This is a genomic window from Kitasatospora sp. NPDC088264 (assembly GCF_040685715.1).
Taxonomy (GTDB): Bacteria; Actinomycetota; Actinomycetes; order Streptomycetales; family Streptomycetaceae; genus Kitasatospora.
In genome coordinates, this window is record NZ_JBFBIR010000006.1 from 110,808 (window position 1) to 137,684 (window position 26,877).

General features: G+C 71.3%; 14 protein-coding genes. 7 read left to right on the forward strand and 7 right to left on the reverse strand.

The genetic code is table 11. The annotated features are described in order from the left end of the window. Positions 1-126: 126 nt before the first annotated feature. Entirely contained in the window at positions 127-2,229 is a 2,103-nt protein-coding gene (locus AB0O82_RS07560; protein WP_363581163.1) for a polyprenyl synthetase family protein, read from the forward strand. 255 nt (positions 2,230-2,484) lie between these two features. Further along, positions 2,485-3,618 (forward strand): cytochrome P450, encoded by a 1,134-nt coding sequence (locus AB0O82_RS07565; protein WP_363581165.1) that lies wholly within the window; start codon positions 2,485-2,487, stop codon positions 3,616-3,618. Positions 3,619-3,629: 11 nt separating this feature from the next. On the opposite strand, the gene AB0O82_RS07570 is transcribed toward AB0O82_RS07565, so the two are convergent. Both AB0O82_RS07570 and AB0O82_RS07575 read right to left on the reverse strand, forming a co-directional pair. Next, positions 3,630-8,216 (reverse strand): SDR family NAD(P)-dependent oxidoreductase, encoded by a 4,587-nt coding sequence (locus tag AB0O82_RS07570; RefSeq protein ID WP_363581167.1) that lies wholly within the window; start codon positions 8,214-8,216, stop codon positions 3,630-3,632. Further along, complete coding sequence (locus AB0O82_RS07575; RefSeq protein WP_363581169.1) at positions 8,153-11,371, reverse strand: type I polyketide synthase; 3,219 nt, start codon at positions 11,369-11,371, stop codon at positions 8,153-8,155. The genes AB0O82_RS07570 and AB0O82_RS07575 overlap by 64 nt, the downstream gene beginning before the upstream one ends. 390 nt (positions 11,372-11,761) lie before the next feature. Between AB0O82_RS07575 and AB0O82_RS07580 the strand changes: the two genes are divergently transcribed. After that, positions 11,762-12,865, forward strand: coding sequence for an SDR family oxidoreductase (locus AB0O82_RS07580; protein WP_363581171.1), 1,104 nt, complete (start codon positions 11,762-11,764; stop codon positions 12,863-12,865). Positions 12,866-13,013: 148 nt separating this feature from the next. Here the strand turns inward: AB0O82_RS07580 and AB0O82_RS07585 are convergent, their stop codons facing one another. Further along, a complete protein-coding gene (locus AB0O82_RS07585) occupies positions 13,014-13,295 on the reverse strand; it encodes a transposase (protein ID WP_363581173.1) in 282 nt (93 codons plus the stop codon). Between the two features lie 154 nt (positions 13,296-13,449). Between AB0O82_RS07585 and AB0O82_RS07590 the strand changes: the two genes are divergently transcribed. Then, positions 13,450-14,154 (forward strand): TetR/AcrR family transcriptional regulator, encoded by a 705-nt coding sequence (locus tag AB0O82_RS07590; RefSeq protein WP_363581175.1) that lies wholly within the window; start codon positions 13,450-13,452, stop codon positions 14,152-14,154. Between the two features lie 199 nt (positions 14,155-14,353). Here the strand turns inward: AB0O82_RS07590 and AB0O82_RS07595 are convergent, their stop codons facing one another. The 3 genes from AB0O82_RS07595 to mgtA all read right to left on the reverse strand — a co-directional run bounded on the left by AB0O82_RS07595 (position 14,354) and on the right by mgtA (position 20,633). After that, entirely contained in the window at positions 14,354-15,991 is a 1,638-nt protein-coding gene (locus tag AB0O82_RS07595) for an amidohydrolase (RefSeq protein WP_363581177.1), read from the reverse strand. Positions 15,992-16,027: 36 nt separating this feature from the next. Next, the gene (locus AB0O82_RS07600) at positions 16,028-17,446 is read right to left on the reverse strand and encodes an APC family permease (protein ID WP_363581308.1); all 1,419 of its coding nucleotides are present in this window, start codon (positions 17,444-17,446) and stop codon (positions 16,028-16,030) included. A 442-nt stretch (positions 17,447-17,888) separates the two neighbouring features. Continuing rightward, positions 17,889-20,633: a magnesium-translocating P-type ATPase gene (gene mgtA, locus AB0O82_RS07605; RefSeq protein WP_363581179.1), complete on the reverse strand. Its 2,745-nt coding sequence runs from the start codon at positions 20,631-20,633 to the stop codon at positions 17,889-17,891. A gap of 425 nt (positions 20,634-21,058) precedes the next feature. On the opposite strand from mgtA, the gene AB0O82_RS07610 reads away from it, so the two are divergent. From AB0O82_RS07610 to AB0O82_RS07620, 3 genes are all read left to right on the forward strand, one after another. Then, positions 21,059-21,775 carry a VIT family protein gene (locus AB0O82_RS07610; RefSeq protein WP_363581181.1) on the forward strand — a complete coding sequence of 239 codons (717 nt, stop codon included), beginning with the start codon at positions 21,059-21,061 and terminating at the stop codon, positions 21,773-21,775. A 556-nt stretch (positions 21,776-22,331) separates the two neighbouring features. Beyond that, positions 22,332-23,393, forward strand: a complete 1,062-nt coding sequence (locus AB0O82_RS07615) for a carbamate kinase (protein ID WP_363581183.1) — start codon at positions 22,332-22,334, stop codon at positions 23,391-23,393. Then, positions 23,390-25,789, forward strand: coding sequence for a phosphoketolase family protein (locus AB0O82_RS07620; RefSeq protein ID WP_363581185.1), 2,400 nt, complete (start codon positions 23,390-23,392; stop codon positions 25,787-25,789). The genes AB0O82_RS07615 and AB0O82_RS07620 overlap by 4 nt, the downstream gene beginning before the upstream one ends. Positions 25,790-25,835: 46 nt before the next feature. On the opposite strand, the gene AB0O82_RS07625 is transcribed toward AB0O82_RS07620, so the two are convergent. Next, positions 25,836-26,633: a GAF and ANTAR domain-containing protein gene (locus AB0O82_RS07625; RefSeq protein ID WP_363581187.1), complete on the reverse strand. Its 798-nt coding sequence runs from the start codon at positions 26,631-26,633 to the stop codon at positions 25,836-25,838. Between the last annotated feature and the right edge of the window lie 244 nt (positions 26,634-26,877).

Below are 26,877 nucleotides of genomic sequence, written 5' to 3' on the forward strand. Positions count from 1 at the left end.
TGATACGTGTGCGGAGTCGAGCTGAACATGGGCAGGCTTGTGGAGGTTCCCGTTACCACGACCGCCACCGGCGGGAACGGGCGGGCGGACGCGGAGCCGGCGCCACGGTGGGCGGACCGGTGGCGCGTGCGTGCCCTGGTACGGACACCGCAGGGGGACCAGTACGCCTTCGAGGTCACGTTCGTCCGCAGCGGCGAACCGCAGGTGCCCGGACCCGTCCGCACCACGCTTTCGTGCGGCACGACCGACATCACCGGCCGTGCCTTCGCCCGCAGTTCGTGGCTGGACGGCCCTGCCCTGCGGGCCTGCCGGACGGCGCTCGCTCACGACACCTCGGTGGACCGGCGGGTGCGGGCCGCGTTCGACGACGCACTGGCGACGGGTGTGCCGACCCTGCCGGACCGGCTGTTCAGCCATCCGGTCACCACGGCACCGGACGGGAAGCTCGACTTCGGCCCCGTCGGCGCGTTCGAATCCCCGGCGGAGGGATCCTGGCGTCTCCGGCTCGCGGACGAAGCACAAGGGCTCGACGTGCTTCTGGAGTTCCTCCCCTGTTTCGACGGGCAGGGGTGGCGCGGTTCGGGCGTGGTCGCGACGTTCACCGGGCGCGACGGTAGCCCGACCACCGCCACCGGCACCGCCTGGTACGAGGAGCCCAGTGATGAATCCCTCGGGCCAGGGGCGGCTGCTGACACGGCGGGGAACGAGCTGTCCCTCTACCTGGACAACGGCTGGCACCTGGACCTGGACAGCTGCTCGGTCGCGGACGGGCCGGGGCCCCATCAGCGGTTCCTGCGCGCGACCGCGCCGGACGGGCGGCTCGGTGTACACACCTGCACGGTCAGCACGGAGGAGACCTGGACATCGTTGGCGACCCTCAACGTCTACCCCGTCCGGTGGCGGTTGAGGGTTCCGGATCTGGCGCTGGACCTGACGGTGCAGGCGCGTGTACCCGAGCAGGAGTCGCGGTCGCTGCTCACGGGCGTGGGCTGGCGCGGTCATGCGACAGTGCACGGCTCACTGGGTCACCGGCCGGTCGGCGGGGACGCCTTCGCGGTGACCGAGCCGGACGGCGGCCTGGTCAACCTGGAGCGTCACATGAGCAGCATCGGCCGGGTGGTCCGGGAGGAGATCCGGGCCCTGTACCCCGATGCCTGCGACCGCGCGTCCGTGCACTCCATGGCGGGCCTGCGCGGCGGCGAATCCCTGGACGACAGCTGTCGACGGGATCTGGCGGCGGCCCTCTCGGCGCCGGTGCGTCACCTCTCCGACGTCGGAGGGAAGACCTGGCGGCCGTACAGCGCCGCCGCCGTCCTGGAGATGTTCGGCACCGGCGCCGACCGCTACCGGCCGTTGCTCGCCGCCATCGAGCTGTTGCACATCGGCTCCCTGATCATCGATGACGTCCAGGACAGCTCGCCACTGCGACGGGGGCGGCCCGCAGCCCACACGGTGTACGGCCAGGCTCTCGCGATCAACGCCGGTACCGCCGCCTACTTCGCCTTCGACCGGGTGCTGCGCGACACTGTTGCGGACGACCCCGAGCTGCGTCTGCGGATCTACGAGGTCTATCTGCGGGGGCTTCGAGCCGGCCACGCCGGGCAGGCGCTGGACATCGCCGGGCATACCGCGGCGATGGACCACGCGGTCGACTCCGGTGACCCGACCCTCCTGCTCGAACGCCTGCGCACCACTCATCGCCTCAAGTCCGGCATCCCCGCCCGAGGCACGTGCGAGATCGCGGCCCTGCTGGCCGGAGCCGACCGGGACCAGATCCGCGCCACCGGCGACTACTTCGAAGCGATGGGGCTCGCCTACCAGATCAGCGACGACGTGGCCGACCTGTACGGCGTCACCACGGCAGCCGACCGGGCCCACGGCCGCGCAGCCAAACGAGCCTGCGACGACCTCCATCAGGGGAAGGTCACCATGCCGCTTGCCCACGCCGTGGGCCTGATGCCGCCGAGCGCCCTGCGCGCGCTGTGGGCGGGAGTCCGTGGCGGCGCCACAGACTCCCGGTCGATCGAAGCGGCCAGCCGCGCCCTGCGGGACTGCGGGGCGGTAGCGGCCTGCGAGAACGAAGCCGAACAGCTGGTCGAACTGGCCTGGAACGCGAACGCACGGCACTGGCCGCACACCCAGCACAAGGTCATGCTACGCGCGGTCGGCTGGTATGCCGCCCGACGCGAGCCCGACCGCGCGGTGCCGTTCCAGGGGCGAGTGATCTGAGTGATGAGTCCGCTTCGCTGTCCTGTGTCCAGTCCGACGCCGGACACAGCCCTCCGGCCCGTACCCGGCCGCCACGGGCGCGCGGGTTCATGGCGGGGCATCCCGGGGAACTCCGGCTTCCCGTTCCTCGGGCAGTCCCTCGCCTTCAGAAGCGACCCGATCGGCTGGGGGATGAAGCGTTACCGGCGCTATGGGCCGGTGTCCCGTGCCACCATCGTCGGCAACCGGGCCGTCTTCCTGGCCGGTCCCGAAGCCGTGGCGCCGGTACTGGCCAACCACGACCGGGTGTTCGCCAGCGGCCCTGGCTGGAACCCGGTGGTCGGCTCGCTGCTCCCGGACGCACTGTCCTCGATGGACGCGGCTGAACACCTGTACTGGCGGCGGATCATTCAGAGCGCCTTCAGCCGCGACAGCGTGCGCGGCCACGTGGAGAACTCGGCCGCATTCACCAGAGCTCAGACCGACACCTGGCAGACCGGCGACGGGTTCCGACTGCAGTCCGCCCTGGAACGGCTCATGGTGGGCCTCTCGCTCCAGGAGTTCACCAGCACGTGCGAGATCGGGAGGCTGGAAGAACTCAACGAAGGGTTCAAGGCCATCAGCAAGGCCGCTGTGTCACCCCTGCGCATCCCTCTGCCGGGGAGTCTGTGGGCCCGTGCCGCCAAACAGCGGGCGACACTGGAGACGTACTTCGGGGAGATGATCACGGCCAAGCAGGGCACCAGCGGCGATCTGCTCGCCCGCCTCGCCACGCTGCCCGAAGCCGCCCACGGCGGCCGGAGCCTCGCCAACTTCCTCGTCGCTTTCTTGATCGCCTCCTACGGCACGACGGCCAACACGCTTGCCTCCGCCTGCTACTTCCTGGCCAGGCACCCCGAGTGGCAGGACCGGGTCCGCGCCGAGTGCCTGTCGGCCGGGACCCCGGAACTCGGCCTCGCGCCGACGGACCGGCTCAAGGACCTCGACCGGGTGCTCAAGGAGACACTCCGTCTGCTGCCACCGGTCTTCATCATCCCGCGGGCAGCGACGCGGGACACCGAGATCCTCGGGCACCGCATTCCAGCCGGCACGTTCGTGGCGGCGCAGATCATGCTCACCCAGCGGCTGCCCGAGATCTGGCCGGACCCCGACCGTTTCGCCCCTGACCGTTTCGATCCGGCAGGCCGCACCACCGGTCGGCAACGCGACCTTCTGATGCCTTACGGCAGCGGCGTGCACAAGTGCATCGGCCTTCACCTCGCCGAGGGGCAGATGAGGACCATCATGTATCACCTGTTGACGACGTTCCGTTGGAGCATCCGGGAAGACCGCGAACGGGCCTTCGACTTCTCCGTCCTGCACTGCTTCGCGGACGGGCTCCCGGTACGACTGGATCGGCTTCCCGGATAGCAGGCGGGTCATCAGGTGTTGGTGACCGCGCCGTTGGGAGCTGCGGCGGGCGGCTGCTGCGGGAAAGGCAGGGCTGCGAGTACGGGCGCGTTGGTACTCGGCTGTGCCTCTCGGGGCACCGGCGCGGTCACAGCGGTGAAGTCGGCGGCCGAACCGTCCGGGGCGGGGCCAGGACCCAGCCGCAGCTGCACGAGCTGGGCGATGTCCGCGATCGTCGCGTTGCCACGCAGAAGTTCCATGGGCGGGATGTCCACGCCGTAGCGCTGCTGGAGCGAGATCAGTAGCTCGGCCGCCATCAGCGAGTCCAGGCCGTACGCGTCGAGCCGACGATGGGGGTCGAACTGTTCGGGGTCCATCTGAAGTACTGCGCCCAGTAGCTCGGTCAGGTTCTTGGTCAGGAAGACCAGCGGCTGCTCGCCGGCCAGTCCGCGGATGAGCTCCGTACGGCTGACGCCGTCCTGATCGTCGCAGGCGGGGGCCAGCCCCGTCATTCGCGGGCTGGTCGCCAGCTTCAGGATCGCGCCGGCCTTGGCCCAGTTGTAGCGGCCCACGCCCGCGACGACGGCGCGGGCGTCGAGAAGTCGTTCTGCGGCGGTGAACGCCTCGGTCGGGCGGACCTGTTCGATGCCGAGACTGCTGAGGGCCTCGGTCAGGTTGTTGCGGGTGACGTAGCCGGTCTCGCTGATGGCTCCCCAGGCGATCGCGAGCCCGCTGCGTCCTTCCTGTCGTCGTCGGCGGACCAGGGCTTCGAGGTAGAGGTTGGCCGCGGCGTACGTGCTCTGCCTGAGGTTGCCGACCATGGCGCTGCCGGAGGAGTAGAGCAGGAACAGGTCGCAGTCGCGGTCCCGGGTCAGTGCGTCCAGGACGGCAGCCCCGCCGATCTTGGGCTTCAGTACGGCGGCGATGCGCTGCTCGTCGAGGTCCACGAGCGCGTCGTCGTCCAGGTGCATCGCGCAGTGGACCACGCCGCGCAGCGGGTGACCGTCGGCATCGATCGCGGCCACCACGGCCCGCATGGTCTCCGGGTCAGTCGTGTCGGCGGCGAAGGCGGTTGCGGTGACCCCGCGATCGGCAAGGGCGGACAGGATGGCGCCGGCCTCCGGGCTGTCCGTACCCCGGCGTCCGACCAGGGCCAGGTGCCGGGCGCCGAGGCCGGCCAGCCAGCCGACGGTGGCTGCACCGAAGCCGCCCAGCCCACCGGACACCAGGTAGGTGGCCTGGGGGTCGAGCGTGGGCGTGCGCGTGATCCGCTCGACCGCCGGGGGTTCGTCCAGGGGGCTGAAGGTGACGACGACCTTGCCGATGTGCCGGGAGTGCTGGATGAGCCGGAAGGCGTCGGCGACCCGGGCGGCGGGGAATGCGGCATGTGGTAGCGGGTGGCACCGCCCCTCGCGCAGCAGCCGGCCGACCTCGGCGACGACCAGGTCGATCTCCCGGGGAACATCGAGGATCGCGTTGAGGTCCACCCCGAAGAAGGCGATGTTGTTGCCGAAAGGGCGCAGCAGCAGCGGTTTGTTCTCGTGGATGTCGCGTTTGCCCAGTTCGAGGAACCGGCCGCCCGGGCGCAGCAGTTCCAGGCTGCGGGTGATCGCCTCGCCCGCGAGTGAGTTGAGAACGATGTCCACGCCCCGGTGCGCGGTGATCTGGAGGACCTGGTCGGTGAAGTCGAGGCTGCGCGAGTCCAGCACGTGGTCGATGCCCAGCGCGTGGAGATAGGCGCGTTTGAGGTCGCTGCCGGCGGTGGCGATCACCGTGGCGCCGTGTGCCCTGGCGTACTGGACGGCCGCCAGCCCGACTCCGCCGGCGGCCCCGTGCACCAGGACCGTTTCGCCCGGTTGGATCCGGGCCAGGCGGAACAGGCTGTAGACGACGGTCGCGAGGGCCACGGGCGTGGTGGCGGCCTCGTCATAGCTGAGGCCCGCCGGGATGGGCCACAGGTGCGAAGCGCGGGCCACGGTGTGCGAGGACAGCGAGGCAGCCGCCATGCCTGCGACCCGGTCACCCGGCCGCAGGCCGGTCACTCCGGAGCCGCAGGCCGTCACGACGCCGGCGCATTCGAGGCCGAGACCGCTCTCGGACGGCGTTCCCTCGATGACCGCCGCCGGAAGCAGGCCGGTGACCTGCATCAGGTCGCGGTAGTTCAGCGTGGCGGCCCGCACCTCGATGACGACCTCGCCGGGCCCCGGTTGCGGGCGTCGGACCTCCTCCCAGGACAGGTTGTAGGAGAGGCCGGGGTTGCGCGACCTCAGCGCGAACGGGACCGCTTCCCGCGTCGGCCCGGCCACTGGTCGGTGCTGCTCGCGCGGGACGAACCGGCCGCCCGCGGTCAGCACGACCTCGTCCTCGGTGCCGGGACCGAGTAGTTCGCGGGCCAGCCGTCGCGCGTCGGAGACCGGGTCGGCGCCGGGCTCCAGGCAGATGCGGCGTCCGTCCAGGTCCGGGTGCTCGTTGGCCAGGCAGCGCGCCACGCCCCACGCGGCGGCGTGGACGGGATCCGTGATCCGCGCCAGGGCGGGCACGGCGCCGCTCGTGCGGGTCACCAGCCACAGCCGGGCACCGACCTCGCGCGGCAGACGTGCGCAGGCGGCCGTGACCACGCGCAGCAACTCCGTGTGCCTGGTTGCCTGGACGACCTGGTCCGCAGGGTCGTTCTGCGACGAGGGTTCGTTGTGCGGCGAGCCGCCGAGGAGGAGTGCGATGTCGACGGAGTCGATCACTGGAGTGCTGAGGCCGGTCTCGGGCGGGGCGGTCGCGGCGGACAGGGCCCGGTCCCAGGCGGATGGTTCGGCTTCGGCCCGGATGACGCGCACGGTTGCTGCGTCCGCAGCGGTCAGCGTGTCGGCCAGGGCGTGGACCAAGGGGTCCTGGCCCACGGTCTCGGACGCGATGACGAACACCGCTCCCGCCGGCGCGGTGGGCAGTGCGGGCGGTGCCGCCGACTCGGGCGTAGGGGCACCGGCGAGCAGGACGCTCCGGTGGTCGCGGGTGGGCTTGCGGTCATGGCCGGTCTGCACGATGTCGCGGTAGCCGCACCGCTCCAGCAGGGCGGGCCACTGCTCGCGCGACAGCAGCGGGAAGTCGGGCCGCAGCTCGGTGTCGGTACCGGTGTGAAAGCTGTCCGGGGTACCGAGGGAAAGGGCGAGCATCTCCGGGTCGTGCGACTCGCCGATCAGCAGCTGGCCGCCGGGGGCGAGCAGGGTGGCCACCCTGTGCAGTGCCGCGGTCAGGTCTTTGGCCATGTACAGGGAGTCGACCGCCACCACCACGTCGAATCCCTGCTGCGGATAGCCCTGCCCGAGCGGGTCCGCATCCAGGTCCAGCACCCGGTAGTCGACGAAGTCGTAAGCAGCGAAGCGCTTCTGGGCACGCGGGAAGAGGAGCGGGGAGACATCGGTGAAGCAGTAGCGGGTCCGTTGCGCGGGCAGCAGCGGAAGCAGCGCCGCCGTGGTGCCCCCGGTACCGGCCCCGATCTCCAGGACCCGCAGCGGACGGTCGACCGGCCAGTCGCGCAGCATCTCGCGCAGCAGTGCCTGGGTGAGGCGATTGTGGAAGCGGGAGACCGGGGCGGTGTCGTGGAGTTGCTCCAGGGCTTTGGCCACGGGCTCGGAGCCCAGCAGCTCCACGGGATCCGTGCGGCCGCGCAGCACTTGCTCGAGGTGGGCCCATCGGTGGGTTCCGAGCGCGGTCTCGGTGACGAACGCGGGTAGCTCGGTGGCGATCTGTCGGACCAGCTGATCGACGGGGAACTCAGCTGCCGTCAACCGCCACCGGCCGTCCGGTTCGCAAACCAGCACCCCGTGCCGGACGAACAGGGGGATCAGCAGGGAGACCAGGCGACGGAAGCGCGGTTGCATTCCGGCTGCCACGAGATCGTCCAGTTCGAAGGGCGCGGACGGCTCGGGCAGTACGGCGGCCAGCGTGGTGCCGATGCTGCGCGCGCTGCATTCCTTGAACAGTGGGACGAACCTCTCATGCCCAAACCGCCGCCAGTCGGATCGCAGCTCGGCGATCCGGTCGGCCGCCGCCTGTTGCACGGTCCGCGGGGGTGGCAGGGGGGACGGTTCGCAGGGAAGGTCGCTGTGCGGGGCGGCGCGCAGCACCGTGTGGTAGACGGCAATGCCTGCGCGCGCGGTGACTGCCAGACGGCGCAGCCGACAGCCGTCGAGTTCGGCGGTGACGACGCCGTCCTGGTCGGTGAGCGTGATGTCCCAGCAGACCTCCTCGGTGGTCCGGGTGCGTTCGCGTACCCGGACGACACCGGTTTCGGGCAGAGTGCCCCAGAGACGCACCGCCCCGATCGAGACCGGAAGACATGCGTGCCCGTCGGTCACCAGCCCCGCCAGCAGCGGGGCGCCTGCCTGCAGCGCGCCGTCCAGCAGAGCGGGATGTGCGGTGTAGGGATCGCCCGGTGTGCTGTGGTGGTAGGTGGCGAGGACTTCGCCTTCACCCACGCGCAGTTCGCGCAGTACCTGGAAGCCGGGACCGTAGGCCAATCCCGCCGCCGCGCACGCCGTGTAGTGTTCGTCGGCCGACGTCAACCGTGGGCAGCGTTCCCGTACCGTGTTGAGATCAAGGGATTCGGGGCGGTCCCGCAGCAAGGCGCGAACCCTCGCGCGGGCGTGCGGGCGTGCGGGCGCGCTGCGTCGGCCGCGCGGCCGGGGCCGTGGTTGGTGCTCGTGATGCTCACCGTCCCGTCGTCCGGGGAGAGGCTCAGCTGCACGCGGACACTGGACGGGTCTGCCCAGGGGATCACCAAAGCGTGGCTGAGATCGAGATGCTCGACCTCCACCGGACCGGCGCAGACCGCCCGCCCGGCCGCCAGCGCCATCTCCACGAAGCCGGTGGCCGGCATCACCACCGATCCGGCCACTCTGTGGTCGCCCAGCCAGGGCAGCAGTACCGGTTCGATGGGGCCCTGCCACACCGGCAGCGGGGCAGGCAGTCGCTCGCCCAGCAGCGGATGGCGCAGCACACCGTCGCCGCTGCTGCTGATCCAGGACTCCCGGGTGCCCTCCCAGTGGCGTTCGCGCTGCCAGGGGTACGCGGGAAGGCCGGTGACCTGGCCCGGGCGGGGGAAGTACCGACCCCAGTCGATGTCCGCTCCGGCGGCGAGCAGCGCTGCGTGGGTGGTGGCGAGCTGCGTGGCTCCGTCCCCGTCACGGCGCAGTGTTCCCAGCACCGTGACGGTGGTTCGGGGGCGCGTGGCGGCGATACGCCGCAGGTAGGTCTGCAACACCGGGTGGGGGCCGATCTCCAGCAGGATGTCGCCCCCGTCGTCGAGTGCCTGCTCCACTGCCGCGCTGAACCTGACCGGCCGACGCACGTTTTGCCACCAGTACGCCGCGTCCAGGTCAGTACCCCCGGCCCTGGCGCCGGTGACGGTGGAGTGCAGTGCGACGGCGGCGGGGGAGGGCGCCAGCGCGGCCAGCGCGGCGCCCAGGGGCTCGGCCAGACTGTCCATGGAGCTGCTGTGGAAGGCGTAGTCCAGGTCGAGTTCACGGAAGAACACCGCCTGCCCGGTCAGCTGCCTTCCGAGGTCGGCCAGCGCCTGCGGGTCGCCTGCGATGGTGACGTCCTGCGGACTGTTGACACCCGCGATCTCCAGCCTGCCGCCGAACGAGGAGAGTCGCTCGGCCGCGCGCTCCGCCGACAGCCCGACCGCCGCCATCCTGCCGCCGCCACGGGTGGCGCCCTGCAACCGGCTGCGTTCGGCGATCACCAGCGCGGCCTGGGCCAGGGTGAGCGCCCCGGCGCAGTGTGCCGCGGCTACCTCGCCGACGCTGTGCCCCAGCACCATCGCCGGCTCGATGCCTCGCTCGCGCAACACAGCCGCCAAGGCGACCTGGAGCGTGAAGAGCAGTGGTTGTGCGCGCTCGGTCAGGTCCAGGCACCACTGCTCGGGCGGCGCGGCCAATGCCTCGGCCGCCGACCAGCCCAGAAGGGGGGCCAGTGCTGCGTCCACCCGGTTCACCGTCTCGCGAAAGATCGAGTCGCCCGCCAGGAGGTCGGTACCCATCCCGGCCCACTGCGACCCGTTGCCGCAGAAGACGAACACCACCCGGCCACGCTCCACCGCCTTGGCACTCGCGCCGGCCGCAGGTGCTCCCGCCCCGCGCTCCCACCCGCCGACGGCTGCGGCGCCACCCGAGTGCGTCACACCATCAGCCTTTTGTTGAAGGGATGTTGATGCTTCGTCAGTAGTGGCAAGAGCGGTGAACCCGCGTTCCGCGTCCCCCGTGGAGTGGGCGAGCACCACCGCGCGGTGCTCGTGCTTGCCGCGGCGCCTGCACGAGGTGTAGGCGATGTCGTAGAACTCCCGTGGCGCGGCGCTGGCCAGCCGGGCCGTCATCCGGCGCACCGCCTCGGCCAGAGCCGGTTCCGTGCGCGCCGAGACCAGCACCGGCAGGCCCTCGGGCGGTGCCGTGGACGCGCCGGGCGGCAGGACGGGGGGAGCGGAGGCGAGCACGGTGTGCGCGTTCGCACCGCCGAACCCGAAGGAGTTCACCCCCACCACCAGACGCCCATCGGTGGGCAGCGCCCGGTTGCGGACCTCGATCCGCAGGCCTAGCCCCGCGAAGTCCACGTCGGGATGCGGCTGCTCGCAGTGCAGCGTGGCGGGCACAGCCCGGTGTTTGAGCACCAGCAGCGCCTTGCACAGGCCCGCCAGTCCGGATGCGGGCTCCAGGTGTCCCAGGTTGCTCTTGACCGAGCCGATGCCGAGGTCGCCGGTGATGCGCCGGATCCCCAGGGCGCGGCCGATGGCCCGGGCCTCCAGCGGGTCCCCGACCGGGGTGCCGGTGCCGTGCGCCTCGAAGTACACCAACTCGTCGGGGTCGACGCCCGCCTCGGCGTAGATCCGACGCAGCAACTCCTCCTGGGCCTGGGGATTGGGCAGGGCCAGACCCATCGTCCTGCCGTCGCAGTTGGTGGCACTGCCAAGGATGACGCCGTGCAGGCGGTCCCCGTCGGCCAGCGCATCGTCCAGCCGCTTGAGAAGCACCACCACGCCGCCCTCAGCGCGCACAAAACCGTCGGCCTGGGCCGAGAACGAAGCGCACCTGCCACGGGCCGACAGCATGGACGCCTGTGAGAACCCGACGTAGTGGAAAGGGGAGAGCAGCACATTCACCCCTCCGCACAGCGCCACCCGGCTGGTGCCCGACCACAGACTCCGGCATGCCTGGTCGAGGGCGACCAGCGAGGACGAGCAAGCGGTGTCCACCGCCATGCTCGGACCACGCAGATCGAAAGTGTAGGAGAGGCGGTTGGCAGCGATGGAGCTGGCACTGCCCGACATCGTGTAGGCGTTGACCGTGCGCGGCGACAACAACTGCAAAGTGCCGTACGACATGTCGGAGATGCCGACGTAGACGGCGGTGTCCGATCCGGCCAGCGTCTCGGGGGCCACGGCGGCGTCGTCCAGGGCCTCGGCCGCCAGTTCCATCAGCAGCCGGTGCTGCGGATCGACCTGTGCCGCCTCCTTGGGTGAGACGCCGAAGTAGGCGGCGTCGAAGCCGGCGACATCGTCGAGGAAACCGCCGACCGCCGTGTAGCTCTTGCCGACGCGCGGCATCGAGGGGTCGACGAAGCGGCTGGTCTCGAAGCGGTCCTCAGGCACCGACCCGATCAGGTCCCGGCCCTGTTCCAGCGCATTCCACAGTTCGTCCAGGCCGTTGATGCCCCCCGGCAGGCGGCAGGCCGCCCCGACGATGGCGACGGCCTGCCGGTCTGCGCGTTCCCGGTCCCGATGCATGTGAGCCCTTCTCATCCATGCCTGGGGTGGCGAGTTCTCCAGTCGGTCGCCCTCATGCGGGCGAAGCACTCACGGTATTTGATCGACAGCACAAAGTCACGGATGGGGCGTGGGTGTGACGCGCGACCACATCGGAGTGCGCACCGCGCCCGCGTTGCCGGAGCAAGCTCGTTCGAGTGAAGACCATGTCGATCTCGCAAGGTCAGGATGTGGGCGAACGACCATGACCTGACTGCGGGTTCGGGCAGCGGCCCCGTCTGGTCTCGGCCGAAACGGAGGTAGCGGAGGCAGCGGATCGTACTCGCGGAGACCACTGGGCCGTAGGGTGGCGTCGCCGCAACACGCTCAGCCCGTCCCGACAGCGGCGGTTCTGAACCCTGGGAGCCATCCTTGTCCATCCTGTTCACCGGTGCCACCGGATTCCTGGGATGCCGCGTCCTGCGGCGGTTGCTCGACGAGGGGAACGGGGCAGTGATCACGATCCTGGGACGCGCGGATACCCTGACACTGCGTCAACGCGTCGAGGCGGCGGTTCTTGCGGCGGAACCCGATCCACCGCCCGCCGGCTCCCTGGGCCGCCTGCGCTACGTCGAGGGCGACCTCACCAAGCCCAGTTTGGGGCTCGGCCGCCGCGAGATCGCTGCGGCAGCCGACGGGCTCACCTCGATCTGGCACTGCGCGGGCCTGCTCGCCCTCGTGGGTGATCCGGCTCCGCTGTTCAGGACCAACATCCTCGGGACCCGTGGCCTGCTGGAGCTGGCAGACCAGGCCCCCCAGGCGCACTTGTTCCACACCAGCACTGCCTACGTGGCCGGGCGGCGGAGCAGTGGCCACATCCTGGAGGACGACCTGAGCGAGGAGGCAGGCTTCCAGACCTACTACGAGGAAAGCAAATTCAACGGTGAGCGCCTGGTCCGCAGGTGGGCCGCACACACCGGCCGCTCGGTCACCATCATGCGTCCGAGCCTTCTCGTACTGGACCAGGTGATCCCCGATGGGCTGCCGAACCAGACCCTGGGGATCCTCGCTCGCCTGATCGACGTGAGCCTGGGCGCCGACGCCCAGGCACGGCCGGGCGGCGACGGCGCACTGCGTGTCCGAATCCGGAGCAACCCCGAGGACTCCCTCAACATGCTCCAAGTCGACTACGCCGCACACGCCATGGTGCGCGTCGCGGCCCACCGGCCGACGGGCCTGCGCACCGTGCACGTCACCCACCCGCAGAACACTTCCATGAGTGTCTTCCTGCGTGCGTTCGAACTCGCCTATCCGGGCCTGGCCGTGGAGACAGTTCCAGCCCTGCACGCGCCAATCCCGGTGGAGGTCCTGGCAGCCACCCAAATCGCCCAGGTTTCCTCCTTCATGACGCAGAGCCGGACCTACGGCCGAGCCAACCTGCTGGCGACAGTGGGCGATCTGCCCGATCCCGCCCCCGTCGACAGCGCCTACCTCGCCCGTGGCATGCGAAGGGCCGGGTCCGTGGTCGGGGTCTGATTCACCGAGTCCAGCGCGCAGCCTCACTGGACATCAGCAACGGCTTGGTCCAAGGAAGTACTCGGCATCCGAGGCTCCGATCTCAGGAGCGCGCATTTGCTCCGGGTACAGCGGACCGCCAGTGGTCCGGTTGTGACAGAGCCGAGCATCAGAGTCTGGGAGGACTCGGACACTCAGCTCGTCGGGGACTACCAGGTGACGATGACGTACCCGTGGCCGCCCGCGACCCCCGTCGCTCCGCCATCACCGGCGGGACCCAGGACCGCAAGGCCTCCTTGTGGATGCCGAGATCGCGAGCCACATGGGCGACGGGGCGGCCGGTCGAGCGGACCTCGCGCACGGCGCGTTCACGGAGTTCATCGGGGTACTTGCGTGGTGCCGGCACTGCTCGTGGTTCTCCTTGCGCCTGGATCGTAACAAACCCAGACATCAGGGACTCCAAGAAGGCCGGAGCAGCTCAGTCGGGGGTGCCGGGGCAACCGGAGGGCGGCGGCCAGGACGCAGTCGGCGTGCTCGCGCCGGACCGGGCGGAAATGCGGGCCTTCCCTGGCCTAAGTCAAGTCTGTTGACCTAAGCTGCCAGGCATGAGCGAACGGGTAGTCCCCGAGCCCCGGCGGCAGCGTCGGCGGCCCACCAAGCAAGGCGTCATCCTGTCGAGGGAACTGATCGTCGACACCGCGTTGCGGCTCATCGAGCAGCACGGCGCCGACGCGCTCACCGTACGGCGGCTCGGTACCGCGCTCGGCGCCGATCCGAGCGCTGTCTACCGCTACTTCCGCAGCACCGACGACCTGCTGCTCGCCGTCGCCGACGAGCTCATCGGCCGCGCCCAGCACGGTTGGCAGGCCACTGGTGACTGGCGCGCCGACCTGCGTGCCATCGGCCTGCGAATCCACGCCGCCTACCAGGCCCACCCCCAGGCCGCGCTGCTCGCCGCCCACCGCACCACCGGCCGAACCTACGAGATCGCCGCCGTCGAGGCCATCCTCGGCGTCCTGCGCGGGGCGGGCTTCCCCGACCGCGAGGCCGTCCGGATCTACCATGCCTTCGTCGACCAGAGCCTCGGCTTCGCCGCGCTCGACGCCGCCGCCCTCGCCCTGCCCGCCGCTGCCCAGGCCGCCGACCTGGAGGTCTGGCAGGCCTCCTACGCCCGGCTCGACGCCACCACGTACCCGCACATCGCCGCCACCGCCCGGCTCCTCACCAGCGACATGCGCCGCAGCGGCTATCCCTACGCCCTCGACCTCCTCCTCGACGCCGCCGAGGCCCGCCTCCCGGCCACGGGCTGAGCGCGGGCGACGGACTGAGCGCTGCCGGATCCGAAGCGGCCGACGCAGCCGGGCCGATCGCTCCCGGCTGCGTCGGCGACCGTCACGGTGCCGACGCAGCCCTCGGGCCTACGCGTTCCTGGGTACGTTTCATCACTTCGTGCGGGGGATCCTGGCAGTGCCCTGAGACCGCCGGGGCACCGACTCACCCCCGGGCGGCTCAGTCCGCCGCGTGGACGAGCCGGCCGCCGACGTAGGTGCGCAGGACGCGGGCGTCGGCGATCTCCTCGGCGGGGGCGGTGAAGAGGTCGCGGTCCAGGACGACGAGGTCGGCGAGGTGGCCCGTCGTGAGGGTGCCGGCGTCGTCATGGCCGTTGACGTGGGCGGTTCCGGCCGTGTACGCGGCGAGGGCGGAGGCCAGGTCGAGGCGCTGCTCGGGGAGGAAGACCCGGCCGTCGGTGGCCCCCGGCTCGCTCCGGTTGACGGCCACGTGGATGCCGGCGAGCGGGTCCGGGCTGCTCACCGGCCAGTCGCTGCCGGCCGCCAGGGTGGCGCCCGCGCGCTGGAGGGCGCCGAAGGGGTACTGCCAGGCGGCGCGCTCCGGGCCGAGGAACGGGATCGTCAGCTCGTCCATCTGAGGCTCGTGTGCGGCCCAGAGCGGCTGGATGTTGGCGATCGCGCCGAGCCGGGCGAAGCGGTCGAGGTCATCCGGGTGAACCACCTGGAGGTGGGCGAGGTGGTGGCGGGTGTCGCGTCGCCCGTTGGCGGCGCGGGCCGCCTCGACCGCGTCCAGCGCCTCGCGGACGGCCCGGTCGCCGAGGGCGTGGAAGTGCACCTGGAAGCCGAGCGCGTCCAGCTCGGTGACGTACCCGCGCAGCGCGGCCGGGTCGACGAAGCTGAGGCCGGAGTTGGCGGTGGCGCAGCCGCAGCCGTCCAGGTACGGGCTGGTCATAGCGGCGGTGAAGTTCTCGGCGATGCCGTCCTGCATGATCTTCACCGAGCCGGCCCGGAACCGCCCGTGGCTCAACCCTGCACGCCGCCTGACCAGTTCGGGGATCTGCTCGGCCCCTCGGTCGCGGTCCCACCAGAGCGCGCCGGTCACCCGGGCGGTCAGCGCGCCGGAGCGCGCGGCGGCCAGGTAGGCGTCGGACGGATCCGGCTGGCCGTTGAACTCGCCGAGCAGCGCGTCCTGCCAGCCGGTGATGCCGAGCGAGTGCAGCAGCCGCTGGGCGCGCAGCAGCCCGTCCAGCCGGTCGGCGGCGGTGGAGGGCGGGATCAGCCGGGCGACCAGGCCGGTGGCGCCCTCCTGGAGCGTGCCGCCCGGGGTGCCGTCCGGCTCGCGCTCGATCCGGCCGTCCGCCGGATCGGGGGTGTCCCGGGTGAGGCCGGCGAGCTCCAGGGCCCGGGTGTTGGCCCAGGCGCCGTGGTGGTCGCGGTTGGTCAGGTACACCGGGCGGTCCGGGACGACGGAGTCCAGCAGCTGCCGGGTCGGCAGCCCGCCCTCGAAGCTCTCCATCGACCAGCCGCTGCCGGTGATCCACGCCTGGCCGGGGTTGGCGTCGGCGTACGCGCGGATCCGTTCCAAGTAGTCGGCGACGCCGACCGTGCCGGTGAGGTCGCAGACCGCCAACTCGGTGCCGCCGAAGACCGCGTGGACGTGAGCGTCCTGGAATCCGGGCAGCAGCAGCTTGCCGGTGAGGTCCACGACCTCCGTCCCCGGCCCGATCAGCTCCCGGACCTCGTCGTGGCCGACGGCGGTGATCCGCTCGCCGGTCACGGCCAGGCTGGTCGCCCGGGTGCGGGCGGCGTCACCGGTGTGGACCGGGCCGCGGGTGAAGACCAGATCGGCCTCGGGCATGGGGGTGCTCCGTTCTCTCGTGGCTTCCACGGGCTGTCAGTCGGTGTCGGGCAGGAAGTAGGGCGAACGCCGCCGCCAGCGGGCCCAGGCGGCCGCAGGCAGTCCGGTGACGATCATCATCACCGTCACGGTCAGCTCGAACCACCCGTTGTCGGCGGCCAGTTCGAAGTGGTCGGCGGAGTCGTAGAACGACCAGGCGAGATAGCCGCCGACGGCGAGCAGCGCGGCCGCGCCCAGCAGCGGGCCGACCACCGCGCGCAGTCCCTCCAACGGGTCGCTGCGCAGCAGGTGCCGGAACCGGACGGCCGCCGCGACGGCCGTCAGCGCGTAGTACAGCGCGACGATGATGCCGATCGCGTTGACGGAGGCGGAGATCAGGTCGTTGACGGTGGGGATGGCGATCGAGGCCAGCGCGAGGGCCATCGCGATGCCGGTGATCAGGAGCGTGCCGACGGCGGGCGTCGTGTGCTTCGGGTGCAGCCGGGTCCAGACCGGGCCGAGCACGCCGTCGCGCCCCATCGCGTACATTCCGCGCGCCGTCGGGATCACGGACGACTGCAGGGAGGCCACCGCGGAGAACATGAGCGCGATCAACGGCAGGGCGGCCAGCGGCTGGTGGGCGAGCGTCGTGCCGAAGTAGGCGAGCCCGTGCGCGCCGTTGTCGGCCAACTCGTCGATCGGCAGCACCCGTTGGAAGGCCGTGCCGGCGAGCAGGAAGAGCAGCAGCATCACCACCAGGGCGAGCATGCCGCCCCGCGAGGCGTCCCGGGGGCTGCGCACCTCCTCGCCGACGCTGAACACCGACTCGAAGCCCCAGTAGCAGAACACCGCCAGCACCATGCCCTGGGCGAGCGCGTCGAAGGACGGGATGTCGAACGGGTTGAACCACTGCAGCGAGAACGGCTGGTCGCCGGCGAACAGCCCGTAGCCGCAGAAGCCGAGCAGCACCGCGTACTCGAACACCAGCAGCGCCTTCTGCAGCCGGGCGGCCAGGTCCAGGCCGCGCACCGCCACCAGCGCCGCGCCGACCAGGACCACCAGGCCGAGCAGGGTGCACTGGACGGTCGAGTCGGCGTCGAGGCGGAGGCCCGCGACGCTGCGCACGTGGGCCAGGTCGAGGAGCTGGATGATGGAGGACCCGGTGACCGTGGTGGTGTAGGCCATGAAGACCACGGTGCCGACGGTGTTCACCCAGCCGGTGAGGAAGCCCAGCCAGGGGTTGAGTATTCGGCCCACCCAGCGATAGCTGCTGCCGGCGTCCGGCTCGACGGCGTTCAGTCGCCCGTACCCGCCCGCGATGGCGAGCACGGGCAGGAAGGCCAGCAGCATGATCGCGGGCAGGTGCAGGCCGACGACTCCGGCCATCAGGCCCAGGCCGATGCCGATGCTGCTGGTGGCCGCCGTACTGGAGGCGGCGATCGTCGCCCCGTCCAGCAGGCCGATGGACTTGTGCATGGTGACGTGGGGGCTGCTCGCGTCCGGTCTCGGAGCGTTGCCCGTGGCCTTCACCGTCGGTGTCAACGGATCACCGCCTTGCTCGTGTGGGGGAGGGGTGCGAGACATGAAACCGGTGGCGCCCTTACACGTCAATGCTGTTGTCATAAGAGCTGGGGCGTGGGAGTGGGAGTGGGGCGAGGCGGCCGCAGGGGCGGGTGCGGCGGGTGCGGCGGGTGAGGGGCGGAGACGGGCCCTCCCCTCACCGGGGAGCGGCGGCTGCCCCCATGCGCGCCCGAGGGCATCGAGTCGCGGCTCGCCAGGTGAGCGACCCTGCTGGTCGGGCAGGGTGCTGGAGCGTTCCGCGGACCCGGCCGGGTGGCAACTCGCCTGCGACGAAGAAGGTCGTCATCGAGCGGCTCCACGCGTGCTCGTCGATCCTCGACTCCGAGGGCCGGCAGTCCTACTGCGGCCGTCCCGGCGGCCGACTGCCCGCCGGCGGCGAGGACGGCGCGAAGCGCTGCGCGACGTTGCGCGGGGAAGCGGGTCGTGGCGTGCCGGACGCGGCCGCGCGCCGGCGGGCCGCGGTGCTGAAGTACGCGGCGCGCCGCCGCAGGTGGCGCAGGGCGCCGTAGCGCGGCGGGGCCGGGACGGTGGTGGCGGCTGCGCCGTAGAAGAGGCGTTTGCCGACCTCGATCAGGACGAGGTAGGCGATGATCATGCCGACCAGGGTGGCGAAGAACGCCCCTGGTAGCGGCTGGAAGCCGAGGGTGTGGGCCAGTGGCGTGGCGGGCAGCAGGGTGCCGACGGTGACGACGCCGAGGGCCGACAGCGTCAGTGGCAGGCTGGGGTGACTGCGGAAGAACGGGATGCGCCGGGTGCGGATCGCGAAGATCACCAGGGTCTGGGTGGCCAGCGACTCCACGAACCAGCCCGAGCGGAACTGCGCCGGGCCGGAATGGAAGACCCAGAGCATGACGCCGAAGGTGATGAAGTCGAAGACCGAGCTGAGCGGGCCGAAGCAGATCATGAAGCGCCGGATGAAGGCGATGTCCCAGTGCGAGGGCTTGTGCAGCTGTTCCTCGTCCACGTTGTCGGTGGGGATGGCCAGTTGGCTGGTGTCGTAGAGCAGGTTGTTCAGCAGGATCTGCGAGGGCAGCATCGGCAGAAACGACAGGAACAGCGAGGCGCTGGCCGCGCTGAACATGTTGCCGAAGTTGCTGGAGGTGCCCATCAGCACGTACTTGATGGTGTTGGCGAAGATCCGCCGGCCTTCGGCCACGCCGTCGGCCAACACGTCCAGGTCCTTCTCCAGCAGGATCACGTCCGCGGCGTCCTTGGCGACGTCGGTGGCCGATTCGACGGAGATGCCCACGTCGGCCGCGTGCAGGGCCAGGGCGTCGTTGACGCCGTCGCCGAGGAACGAGACCCCACCGCCGCTGCGCCGCTGGGCGTGCACGATGCGGGCCTTGGCTTCGGGGCTGACCCGGGCGAAGACGGTGGTGCTCGTGATCGCCTCGGCCAGCCGGGTGTCGTCCAGGGCGTCCACCTCGGCGCCGGTCATGGCCTCGCCCCCACCCAGTCCGAGGTCGTGGCAGACCTTGGCGGCGACTGCGGCGTTGTCGCCGGTGACGACCTTCACGGAGATGCCTAGCGCGGCCAGCCTGCTGAGTGCGGCGGCCGCGTCCGGTTTGGGCGGGTCGAGGAAGACGAGCAGCCCGGCCAGCTGAAGACCGTTCTCGTCCGCCGGCCGGATCTGCCCCGATCCGGCGACGCCGGGCCGGGTGGCGACCGCGATCACCCGGTTGCCGGCGGCGAACTCCGCCGCCAGCGCGTCACGGGCTGCGGCGGGCACGTCGGCGCAGCGTTCCAGGATGCTTTCCGGAGCACCCTTGGTGACCAGGGTCGATACGCCGGCCGTGTCCCGCACGAGGACGGAGACCATGCGGCGCTCGTGGTCGAAGGGGAGCACCGCGAGCGAGGTGTAGCCCGCCAGCGCGGCCCGCTCGCCCGCGGCGGCGGGCGAGCGCCACAGGGCCTGGTCGAGCGGGTTCCCGCCCACGTCCCGCTCGTCCCGCGCCGCGTTCTCGGTGCACAGCAGCCCCCATCGCAGCACCGTGTCGGGACCGTCGGCGCCGACGGGCACGGCGCGCATGTAGTCGATCCGGCCGAGGGTGAGGGTGCCGGTCTTGTCGGTGAACAGGACGTCGACGTCGCCGAGGTCCTCGATGCAGACAAGCCGTTTGACCAGGACCTTGCGGCGGCTCATCCGCCGCGAGCCCGCGGCCAGGCTGGTGGAGACGACGGCGGGCAGCAGCTGCGGGGTGATGCCGACCGCGATGGCCAGCGAGAACAGCAGGGCATCGATGATCGGTTTGTGCAGCGCCACGTTGATCACGAAGATCGAGGTGGTCAGCGCGCCCGCGACGTAGACCAGCAGCAGGGAGAAGCGGCGCAGGCCGACCTGGAACTCGGTGTCGAGCTGGTGGGTGCCGAGCCCGGCGGCGATCTTGCCGAACTCGGTGCGGGCCCCGGTGGACACCACGACCCCCCGGGCGCCGCCGGTGCGCACCACCGTGCCCATCAGGGCGCAGCCGGACAGCTCGGCCAGCGGTGTCCCGGCCGGGACGGCGGCGGTGCCCTTGTCCACGGGCAGCGACTCGCCGGTCAGGAGCGACTCGTCGCACTCCAGTCCCGTGACCTCCAGCAGCCGCAGGTCGGCCGGGACGATGTCGCCCAGGTGCAGCTCGACCAGATCGCCGGGAACCAGCGCGGTGACATCCACCGACACCGCCCGTCCGTCGCGCACCGCCACCGTCGTGTGGCGGATCTGCGAGTGCAGCGCCTCGGCGGCCTTCTCGGCCCGGTACTCGTTGACGAAGCCCAGCCCCACGGACACCGCCACGATCACCCCGATGATCACGGCGTCACTGCGCTCGCCGACCAGGAACGATGCCACGGCGGCGCCCAACAGCAACCCGAGCAGTGGCGAGCGCAACTGGTGCCACAGCACGGGGAAGAACCGGGCCCGGTGCGAGGAGACCGCATTGGGCCCGAACCGGGCCCGGCGCCTGGCCGCTTCACCGGAGCTCAACCCCGCCTCGGCATTGACGTCGAGCCCGCGCAGAACCTGTTCCCCAAGCAGTGCCGCCGAGGCTGCCACCCCGTCCGCGGGCCCGGCCGACCGCACGGGAGCCGCGGCGCTCATCGCGGGTGGTCCCCGGTCCCGCCCGTCACCGTTCTCGGCATGCGACGGCACGCCGACAGGATGCGGGGGAGTGGTGCTGTGTCATACGGATCGCCGCCTCTGGGCACGTGCCACGCCCGGCGAGGGCACGGAGTCCGAACAGACCCGGGCGCGCTACGTTTCTCCAGGGTCGCATGGGTCGATCGCTTCTTCCCTCCGGTGCCTGGCTCGGCGCTCACCGGGACGCCTCCTCGGCGCGGCCTCTGGTGGCCGACGCGTCGCTGCGGGACCAGAGTGGAGCAGACGGGGTTCGCGAGGGTTCTCCGCACACGGGGCGGGCGATCCCGGAGCCCGGTGGGACCGTTCCGCCGACGGCGCGGTGCCGGCTCGCGTCGAGGCCGCGCCCGGGTCGGCCGGTGCCGCCGGCGCGGGAGGAGGTACCGACGGTGGCAGGACAGGCCGGCAAGCAGGACGAGCCGCACGGTCGTGCCCTGGGACGCCGTCTGAACTGGCTGCGGGCCGGGGTGCTCGGAGCCAACGACGGGGTCGTCTCCACGGCGGGCCTCGTGATCGGTGTGGCCGGTGCGACCACCTCCCACATCGCGCTGCTGACGGCCGGGCTGGCCGGGCTGCTGGCGGGATCGATGTCGATGGCGGTGGGCGAGTACGTTTCGGTCAGCAGCCAGCGGGACTCCGAACGGGCCGCGCTGCTGGTGGAGCAGGGTGAACTGGCGGAGGCGCCGGAGGCGGAACTGGACGAGTTGACCGGTCTCTACGAAGCCAAGGGGCTGCCTCCGGCACTGGCGCGGGATGTGGCCGAGCAGCTGACCGAGAGAGACCCGCTGGCCGCGCACGCGGACGCGGAGCTGAAGCTCGATCCGGACGCCTTGACGAGCGCCTGGCAGGCGGCAGGAGCGAGCTTCGTGTCCTTCACCGCCGGCTCGCTGCTGCCTCTGCTGGTCATCCTGCTGCTGCCGGTGTCGTCCCGGGTCCCGGTCACGGCTGCTGCCGTCCTCGCGGCCCTCTGGGCCACCGGGGCTGTCAGCGCCCGCCTCGGAGGGGCGCCCCCCGGGCGGGCCATCCTGCGCAACGTTCTCGGCGGAGGGCTGGCGATGGCCGTCACCTACGGGGTGGGGGTGGCCCTCGGCGTTACCGGTGTCTGAAACGTTCCCGCATCCGGCGCTCCCGGCCCGGGCGAAGGCCCTGTTCCTGTCGGCGGCGTCCTTCGCACCGGGGGCGTGGGCGCAACCGCTGGCGTGGACAGCACCCACAAGCCGCGGGTAGCGTCGAAGCAGCGGGTCGGTCGTCGCCCCCCGGGCCCTCCGCCATCACGCCGACTCGCAGTGGCCCCGCTCGCAGCCGGGCAGGGCCCGGTGAGTGGCGGACACCGTGGTCACGTCGGACAGCCGGGTACATCGGACCAGTCGGCTGGCCGGTCACTTCTCAGGAGGCGGCCGTCGGCGCGTTCGCGTTGACTCGGCCGGCTCGCCGCCCGGGCTGCGCCGTGATCAGATCCACCGGGCAGCCCCACTCATCCGGGATCGGCACCGGACATCAACGGCATCGGGAATCTGGACGCCGTGCGGAGGAGCCTCGTGAGTAGCCAAGCCCGACAGTTGGTCACCGACACCGCTCCCGCGCTGGGCCGGCGGTGCGGCGCCGTGACGGACGCCCGGTGTGCGCCCGAGGCCGTGGGCGCGTATGTGACGGTGCCCTGACATGCGTATCGTGGCCGCGCTCGGTGGCAATGCGCTGCTTCGCCGTGGTGAGAGGCCTGATGCCCGCGTCCAGTTGGGGCACGTGCGCACCGCCGCGCGGGCTCTCGGTCCGCTGGCCGCCCGGCACGAGCTGGTGATCTGCCACGGCAACGGCCCGCAGATCGGCATGCTCTCCCTCGAAAGCGAGAGCGACCCGGCGCTGTCCCGTCCCTACCCGTTGGATGCGCTCGTCGCCCAGACCCAGGGCATGATCGGTTACTGGCTCACGCAGTGCCTGGGCAACGACGGCCTGGCCAAGCCTGTCCTCAGCCTCGTCACCCAGACGCTCGTCGACCCGGGCGACCCGGCGTTCGCCGAGCCGACGAAGTTCGTCGGCCCCGTCTACGACCACCGGCGCGCCCGACAGTTGGCCGACCTGCACGGCTGGACCATCGCCGCGGACGGTGACCGGTGGCGCAGGGTCGTGCCCTCGCCCGAGCCGCAGCGGATCATCGAGCAGGACTCGATCACCCACCTGCTGGATACCGGTTCGGTCGTCATCTGCGGCGGAGGCGGCGGAGCCCCGGTCGCCGATGACGGCTCCGGCCGGCTCCACGGCGTGGAAGCCGTCGTCGACAAGGACTCCACCGCGGCCCTGCTCGCCACCACCCTCCACGCCGACCGGCTCCTCGTCCTCACCGACGTACCCGCCGTGATGGCACACTTCGGCACCCCGCAGGCCACCGCGCTGCGCCACCTCGACCTGGACGACCTGGCGGGCATGGAGTTTCCCGCCGGGTCGATGGGCCCCAAGATCGCGGCCTGTCGGCACTTCGTGGCGGCCACGGGCCACCCGGCGGCCATCGGGCAGCTGCCCGATGCGAGCGCGATCCTCGCCGGTGCCGCCGGCACTACCATCACCACCGCCCACGCACACGAGCCGGGCAGCCGTCCGCGCCGGCAGCAGCCGGGCGAGGGTGGCTCGTCGCCGGATGGTCGGCCGAACACCGGCCCCAGCCGTACGCACGACCTCAGCACCGGCGGGACACGGCCGCGTCCGACCGACGGGAGCCCCGAGCCATGACCGGACCAGCGCTGTCACCGGAGCTGCTCCACCGGATGGACGCCTACTGGCGGGCCGCCAACTACCTGTCGGTGGGTCAGATCTACCTCTACGACAACCCGCTGCTGAAGACACCGCTGGAACTGTCGCATGTGAAGCCGCTGGTCGTCGGCCACTGGGGCACCACGCCGGGGCAGAACTTCATCTACACGCACCTGAACCGGGTCATCAAGAAGTACGACCTGGACATGGTCTACGTCGCGGGGCCCGGCCACGGCGGGCCGGCACTGGTGAGCCACACCTACCTGGAGGGCACGTACAGCGAGGTCTATCCGGACGTCAGCCAGGACGAGCCGGGGATGAGGAAGCTGTTCACCCAGTTCTCCTTCCCCGGCGGGATCTCCAGCCACGTCGCGCCGACCACGCCCGGGTCCATCCACGAGGGCGGCGAACTCGGCTACTCGCTCAGCCACTCCTTCGGCGCCGTGTTCGACAACCCCGGCCTGATCGCGGCCTGCGTCATCGGTGACGGCGAGGCCGAGACCGGGCCGCTGGCGACAGCGTGGCAGTCCACCAGGTTCCTCGACCCGGTCGGTGACGGGGCGGTGCTGCCGATCCTGCACCTCAACGGCTACAAGATCAGCAACCCCACCGTGCTGGCGCGCATCGAGGAGGAGGAGCTGACGCAGTTCCTGCGCGGCTGCGGCTGGGAGCCCCACATCGTGGCGGGCGACGAACCCGAGGCGATGCACCAGCTCATGGCCCGGACCATGGATACGGCCGTCGAGGAGATCCGGGAGATCCAGGACACCGCGCGCGCCCGCACGGACGCCGGCCGCCCGCGCTGGCCGGTGATCGTCCTGCGCTCGCCCAAGGGCTGGACCGGGCCGAAGACCGTCGACGGCCTGCAGGTCGAGGGCACGTTCCGCTCGCACCAGGTACCGCTGCTGGTGGACGCCGACCACCCCGAGCACGTCGGGCAGTTGGAGCACTGGATGCGGAGCTACCGGGCGCAGGAGCTGTTCGACGACAACGGCCGCTTCCTGCCGGAGCTGGCCGGCCTCGCTCCGGTGGGCGAGCGGCGGATGGGCGCGAACCCGCATGCCAACGGCGGGATGCTGCTGCGGGACCTGCGGATGCCGGACTTCCGAGTCCACGCCGTGGACGTCCGCGCGCCCGGAGAGGTCAGCGGCAAGGACACCCTCGTTCTGGGACGGTTCCTGAGAGACGTGGTCGCCGCCAACGGGGAGCGCCGCAACTTCCGGATCTTCGGCCCCGACGAGACGCTCTCCAACATGCTGGGCGCGGTCTTCGAGGAGACCGACCGCCAGTGGGACGCCCGCACCATGGAGGGCGACGAGTTCCTCGCCCCTTCGGGCCGGGTGCTGGACTCGATGCTCAGCGAGCACCAGTGCGAGGGCTGGCTGGAGGGCTACCTGCTCACCGGACGGCACGGGCTGTTCAACTGCTACGAGGCGTTCATCCACATCGTCGACTCGATGTTCAACCAGCACGCCAAGTGGTTGAAGGTCACCAAGCAGCTGCCCTGGCGCCGCGACATCGCCTCCCTCAACTACCTCCTCGCGTCCCACGTATGGCAGCAGGACCACAACGGCTTCACCCACCAGGACCCCGGCTTCCTGGACCACGTCGCCAACAAGAAGGCCGACGTGGTGCGGATCTACCTCCCGCCGGACGCCAACTGCCTGCTGTCCGTGATGGACCACTGCCTGCGCAGCCGGCACTACGTGAACGTTGTGGTGGCGGGCAAGCGCGCGATGCCGCAGTGGCTGTCCATGGAGGACGCCGTCGTGCACTGCACCCAGGGTGTGGGCATCTGGCCGTGGGCGAGCAACGACGAGGGCGGGGAGCCGGACGTCGTGCTGGCCTGCTGCGGCGACACCCCCACCCTGGAGGTCCTGGCCGCGGTGTCCATCCTGCGCGAGCACCTGCCCGAGGTGAGGGTGCGGGTGGTCAACGTCGTCGACCTGATGAAGCTGGAGCCCGACACGGTGCACCCGCACGGGCTCAGTGACCGGGACTACGACTCGCTCTTCACCAGGGACAGGCACATCGTCTTCGCCTTCCACGGCTACCCCTCGCTGATCCACCGGCTCACCTACCGCCGCACCAACCGAAACCTGCACGTGCGCGGATACAACGAGGAGGGCACCATCACCACCGCCTTCGACATGCGGGTGCAGAACCGCCTGGACCGCTTCCACCTCGTCCAGGACGTCATCGACCGGCTGCCCCGACTCGGTGCACGGGGCGACTACGTGAAGCAGCGGATGCGCGACAGGCTGGTCGAGCACAAGCTGTACATCGACCGGCACGGAACGGACCTGCCGGAAATCCGGGACTGGACCTGGGTCGGCACCACCAGCAGCGTTCCCCGCCCGGCAGAGGACGGCTGACTCGGGTCACCACCCTTCGACGCCTCCACGGTGCCTCTCGATGTCCTCAGCCGGGACTGCGGCGTGCCCGGGCGCGGGCCACCGCCTCGTCGAGCAGTTGCTGGGCCACTGCGGACGCCTTCCGGTTCTGTGCCTGGCTCATCGCACGGAGCTTGTCGAAGGCCTCGGCGGGGGTGCAGCCGCTGCGGCTCATCAGGACGCCCAGGGCCTGGTCGATCGCCGAGCGGTGGGTCAGCGCGGACTGCAGCTGTGCGGCCAATCGTGTTGTCCGGGCGAGGGCCTGGGCGTTCTGTACGGAGATCGCGGCCGGCACGGCGAACAGCTCGCCGAGTTCCACGGCCCAGGCGTCGAAGACGTCCTCGGCGTGGGCGTAGACGTTCATCGCGCCCAGGACCCGGTCGTCGGTCAGCAGCGGCAGCGAGAGCACGCTGTGCACGCCCAGCCGGCCGACCCGCGGTCCGAAGCGCGGCCACGACGGGTCCTTGCCCAGCGAGGCCGAGCGGACGGTGCGTCGTTCGGCCGCAGCGGTGATGCACGGCCCCTCACCGATCCGGTACTGGATCGCATCGACGGTTCGAACGAAGGCCGCGCTGGACACGATCGTGTCGGCCCGGCCGTCCTCCACGAGGGTCAGGCCCACTCCGTCCGCGCCGGGGATCGCGTGCGCCGCGAAGTCGGCGACGTGGACCAGCAGGGCCGGCAGGTCCAAGCGCCCGCTGGCCAACCTCGACAGGCCGGCCAGGCTCTCCCGCAGGTCCGCGTCGTCGGCCGGGCTCCGGCCAGGAGCGGCACCCGACACCGGGGTGTCGCTGGACTCCGACGCTCCCGGGGCCGACTCCGCCATGGTGGATCTCCTCAGCCTCACCGACAACCGACCGACCGCAATGAGGGTCGGACAGACCGAACCGCGCCCCCTGCCGCCCATTGTCCGCCCGGCCGTACTCGAACGAGCGGCGTGCTCCGTGCGCGCCGCGTGGCCGGAGATCGGAGAGTACCGTCGGAGGTGGTTGAGTCAGCAGCCAGTCCGGAGACGAAGGCCCACCTCGCGTCGGCCTCGGGAGCGACCAGCTCACAACCGGGCCCATCCG

Bases quoted from the DNA above. Each gene is read 5' to 3' on its own strand.
- AB0O82_RS07625 (WP_363581187.1), bottom strand. From the start codon at position 26,633: ATGGCGGAGTCGGCCCCGGGAGCGTCGGAGTCCAGCGACACCCCGGTG.
- AB0O82_RS07595 (WP_363581177.1), bottom strand. From the start codon at position 15,991: ATGCCCGAGGCCGATCTGGTCTTCACCCGCGGCCCGGTCCACACCGGT.
- mgtA (WP_363581179.1), bottom strand. From the start codon at position 20,633: ATGAGCGCCGCGGCTCCCGTGCGGTCGGCCGGGCCCGCGGACGGGGTG.
- AB0O82_RS07585 (WP_363581173.1), bottom strand. From the start codon at position 13,295: ATGTCTGGGTTTGTTACGATCCAGGCGCAAGGAGAACCACGAGCAGTG.
- AB0O82_RS07590 (WP_363581175.1), top strand. From the start codon at position 13,450: ATGAGCGAACGGGTAGTCCCCGAGCCCCGGCGGCAGCGTCGGCGGCCC.
- AB0O82_RS07600 (WP_363581308.1), bottom strand. From the start codon at position 17,446: ATGCACAAGTCCATCGGCCTGCTGGACGGGGCGACGATCGCCGCCTCC.
- AB0O82_RS07620 (WP_363581185.1), top strand. From the start codon at position 23,390: ATGACCGGACCAGCGCTGTCACCGGAGCTGCTCCACCGGATGGACGCC.
- AB0O82_RS07575 (WP_363581169.1), bottom strand. From the start codon at position 11,371: ATGCATCGGGACCGGGAACGCGCAGACCGGCAGGCCGTCGCCATCGTC.
- AB0O82_RS07615 (WP_363581183.1), top strand. From the start codon at position 22,332: ATGCGTATCGTGGCCGCGCTCGGTGGCAATGCGCTGCTTCGCCGTGGT.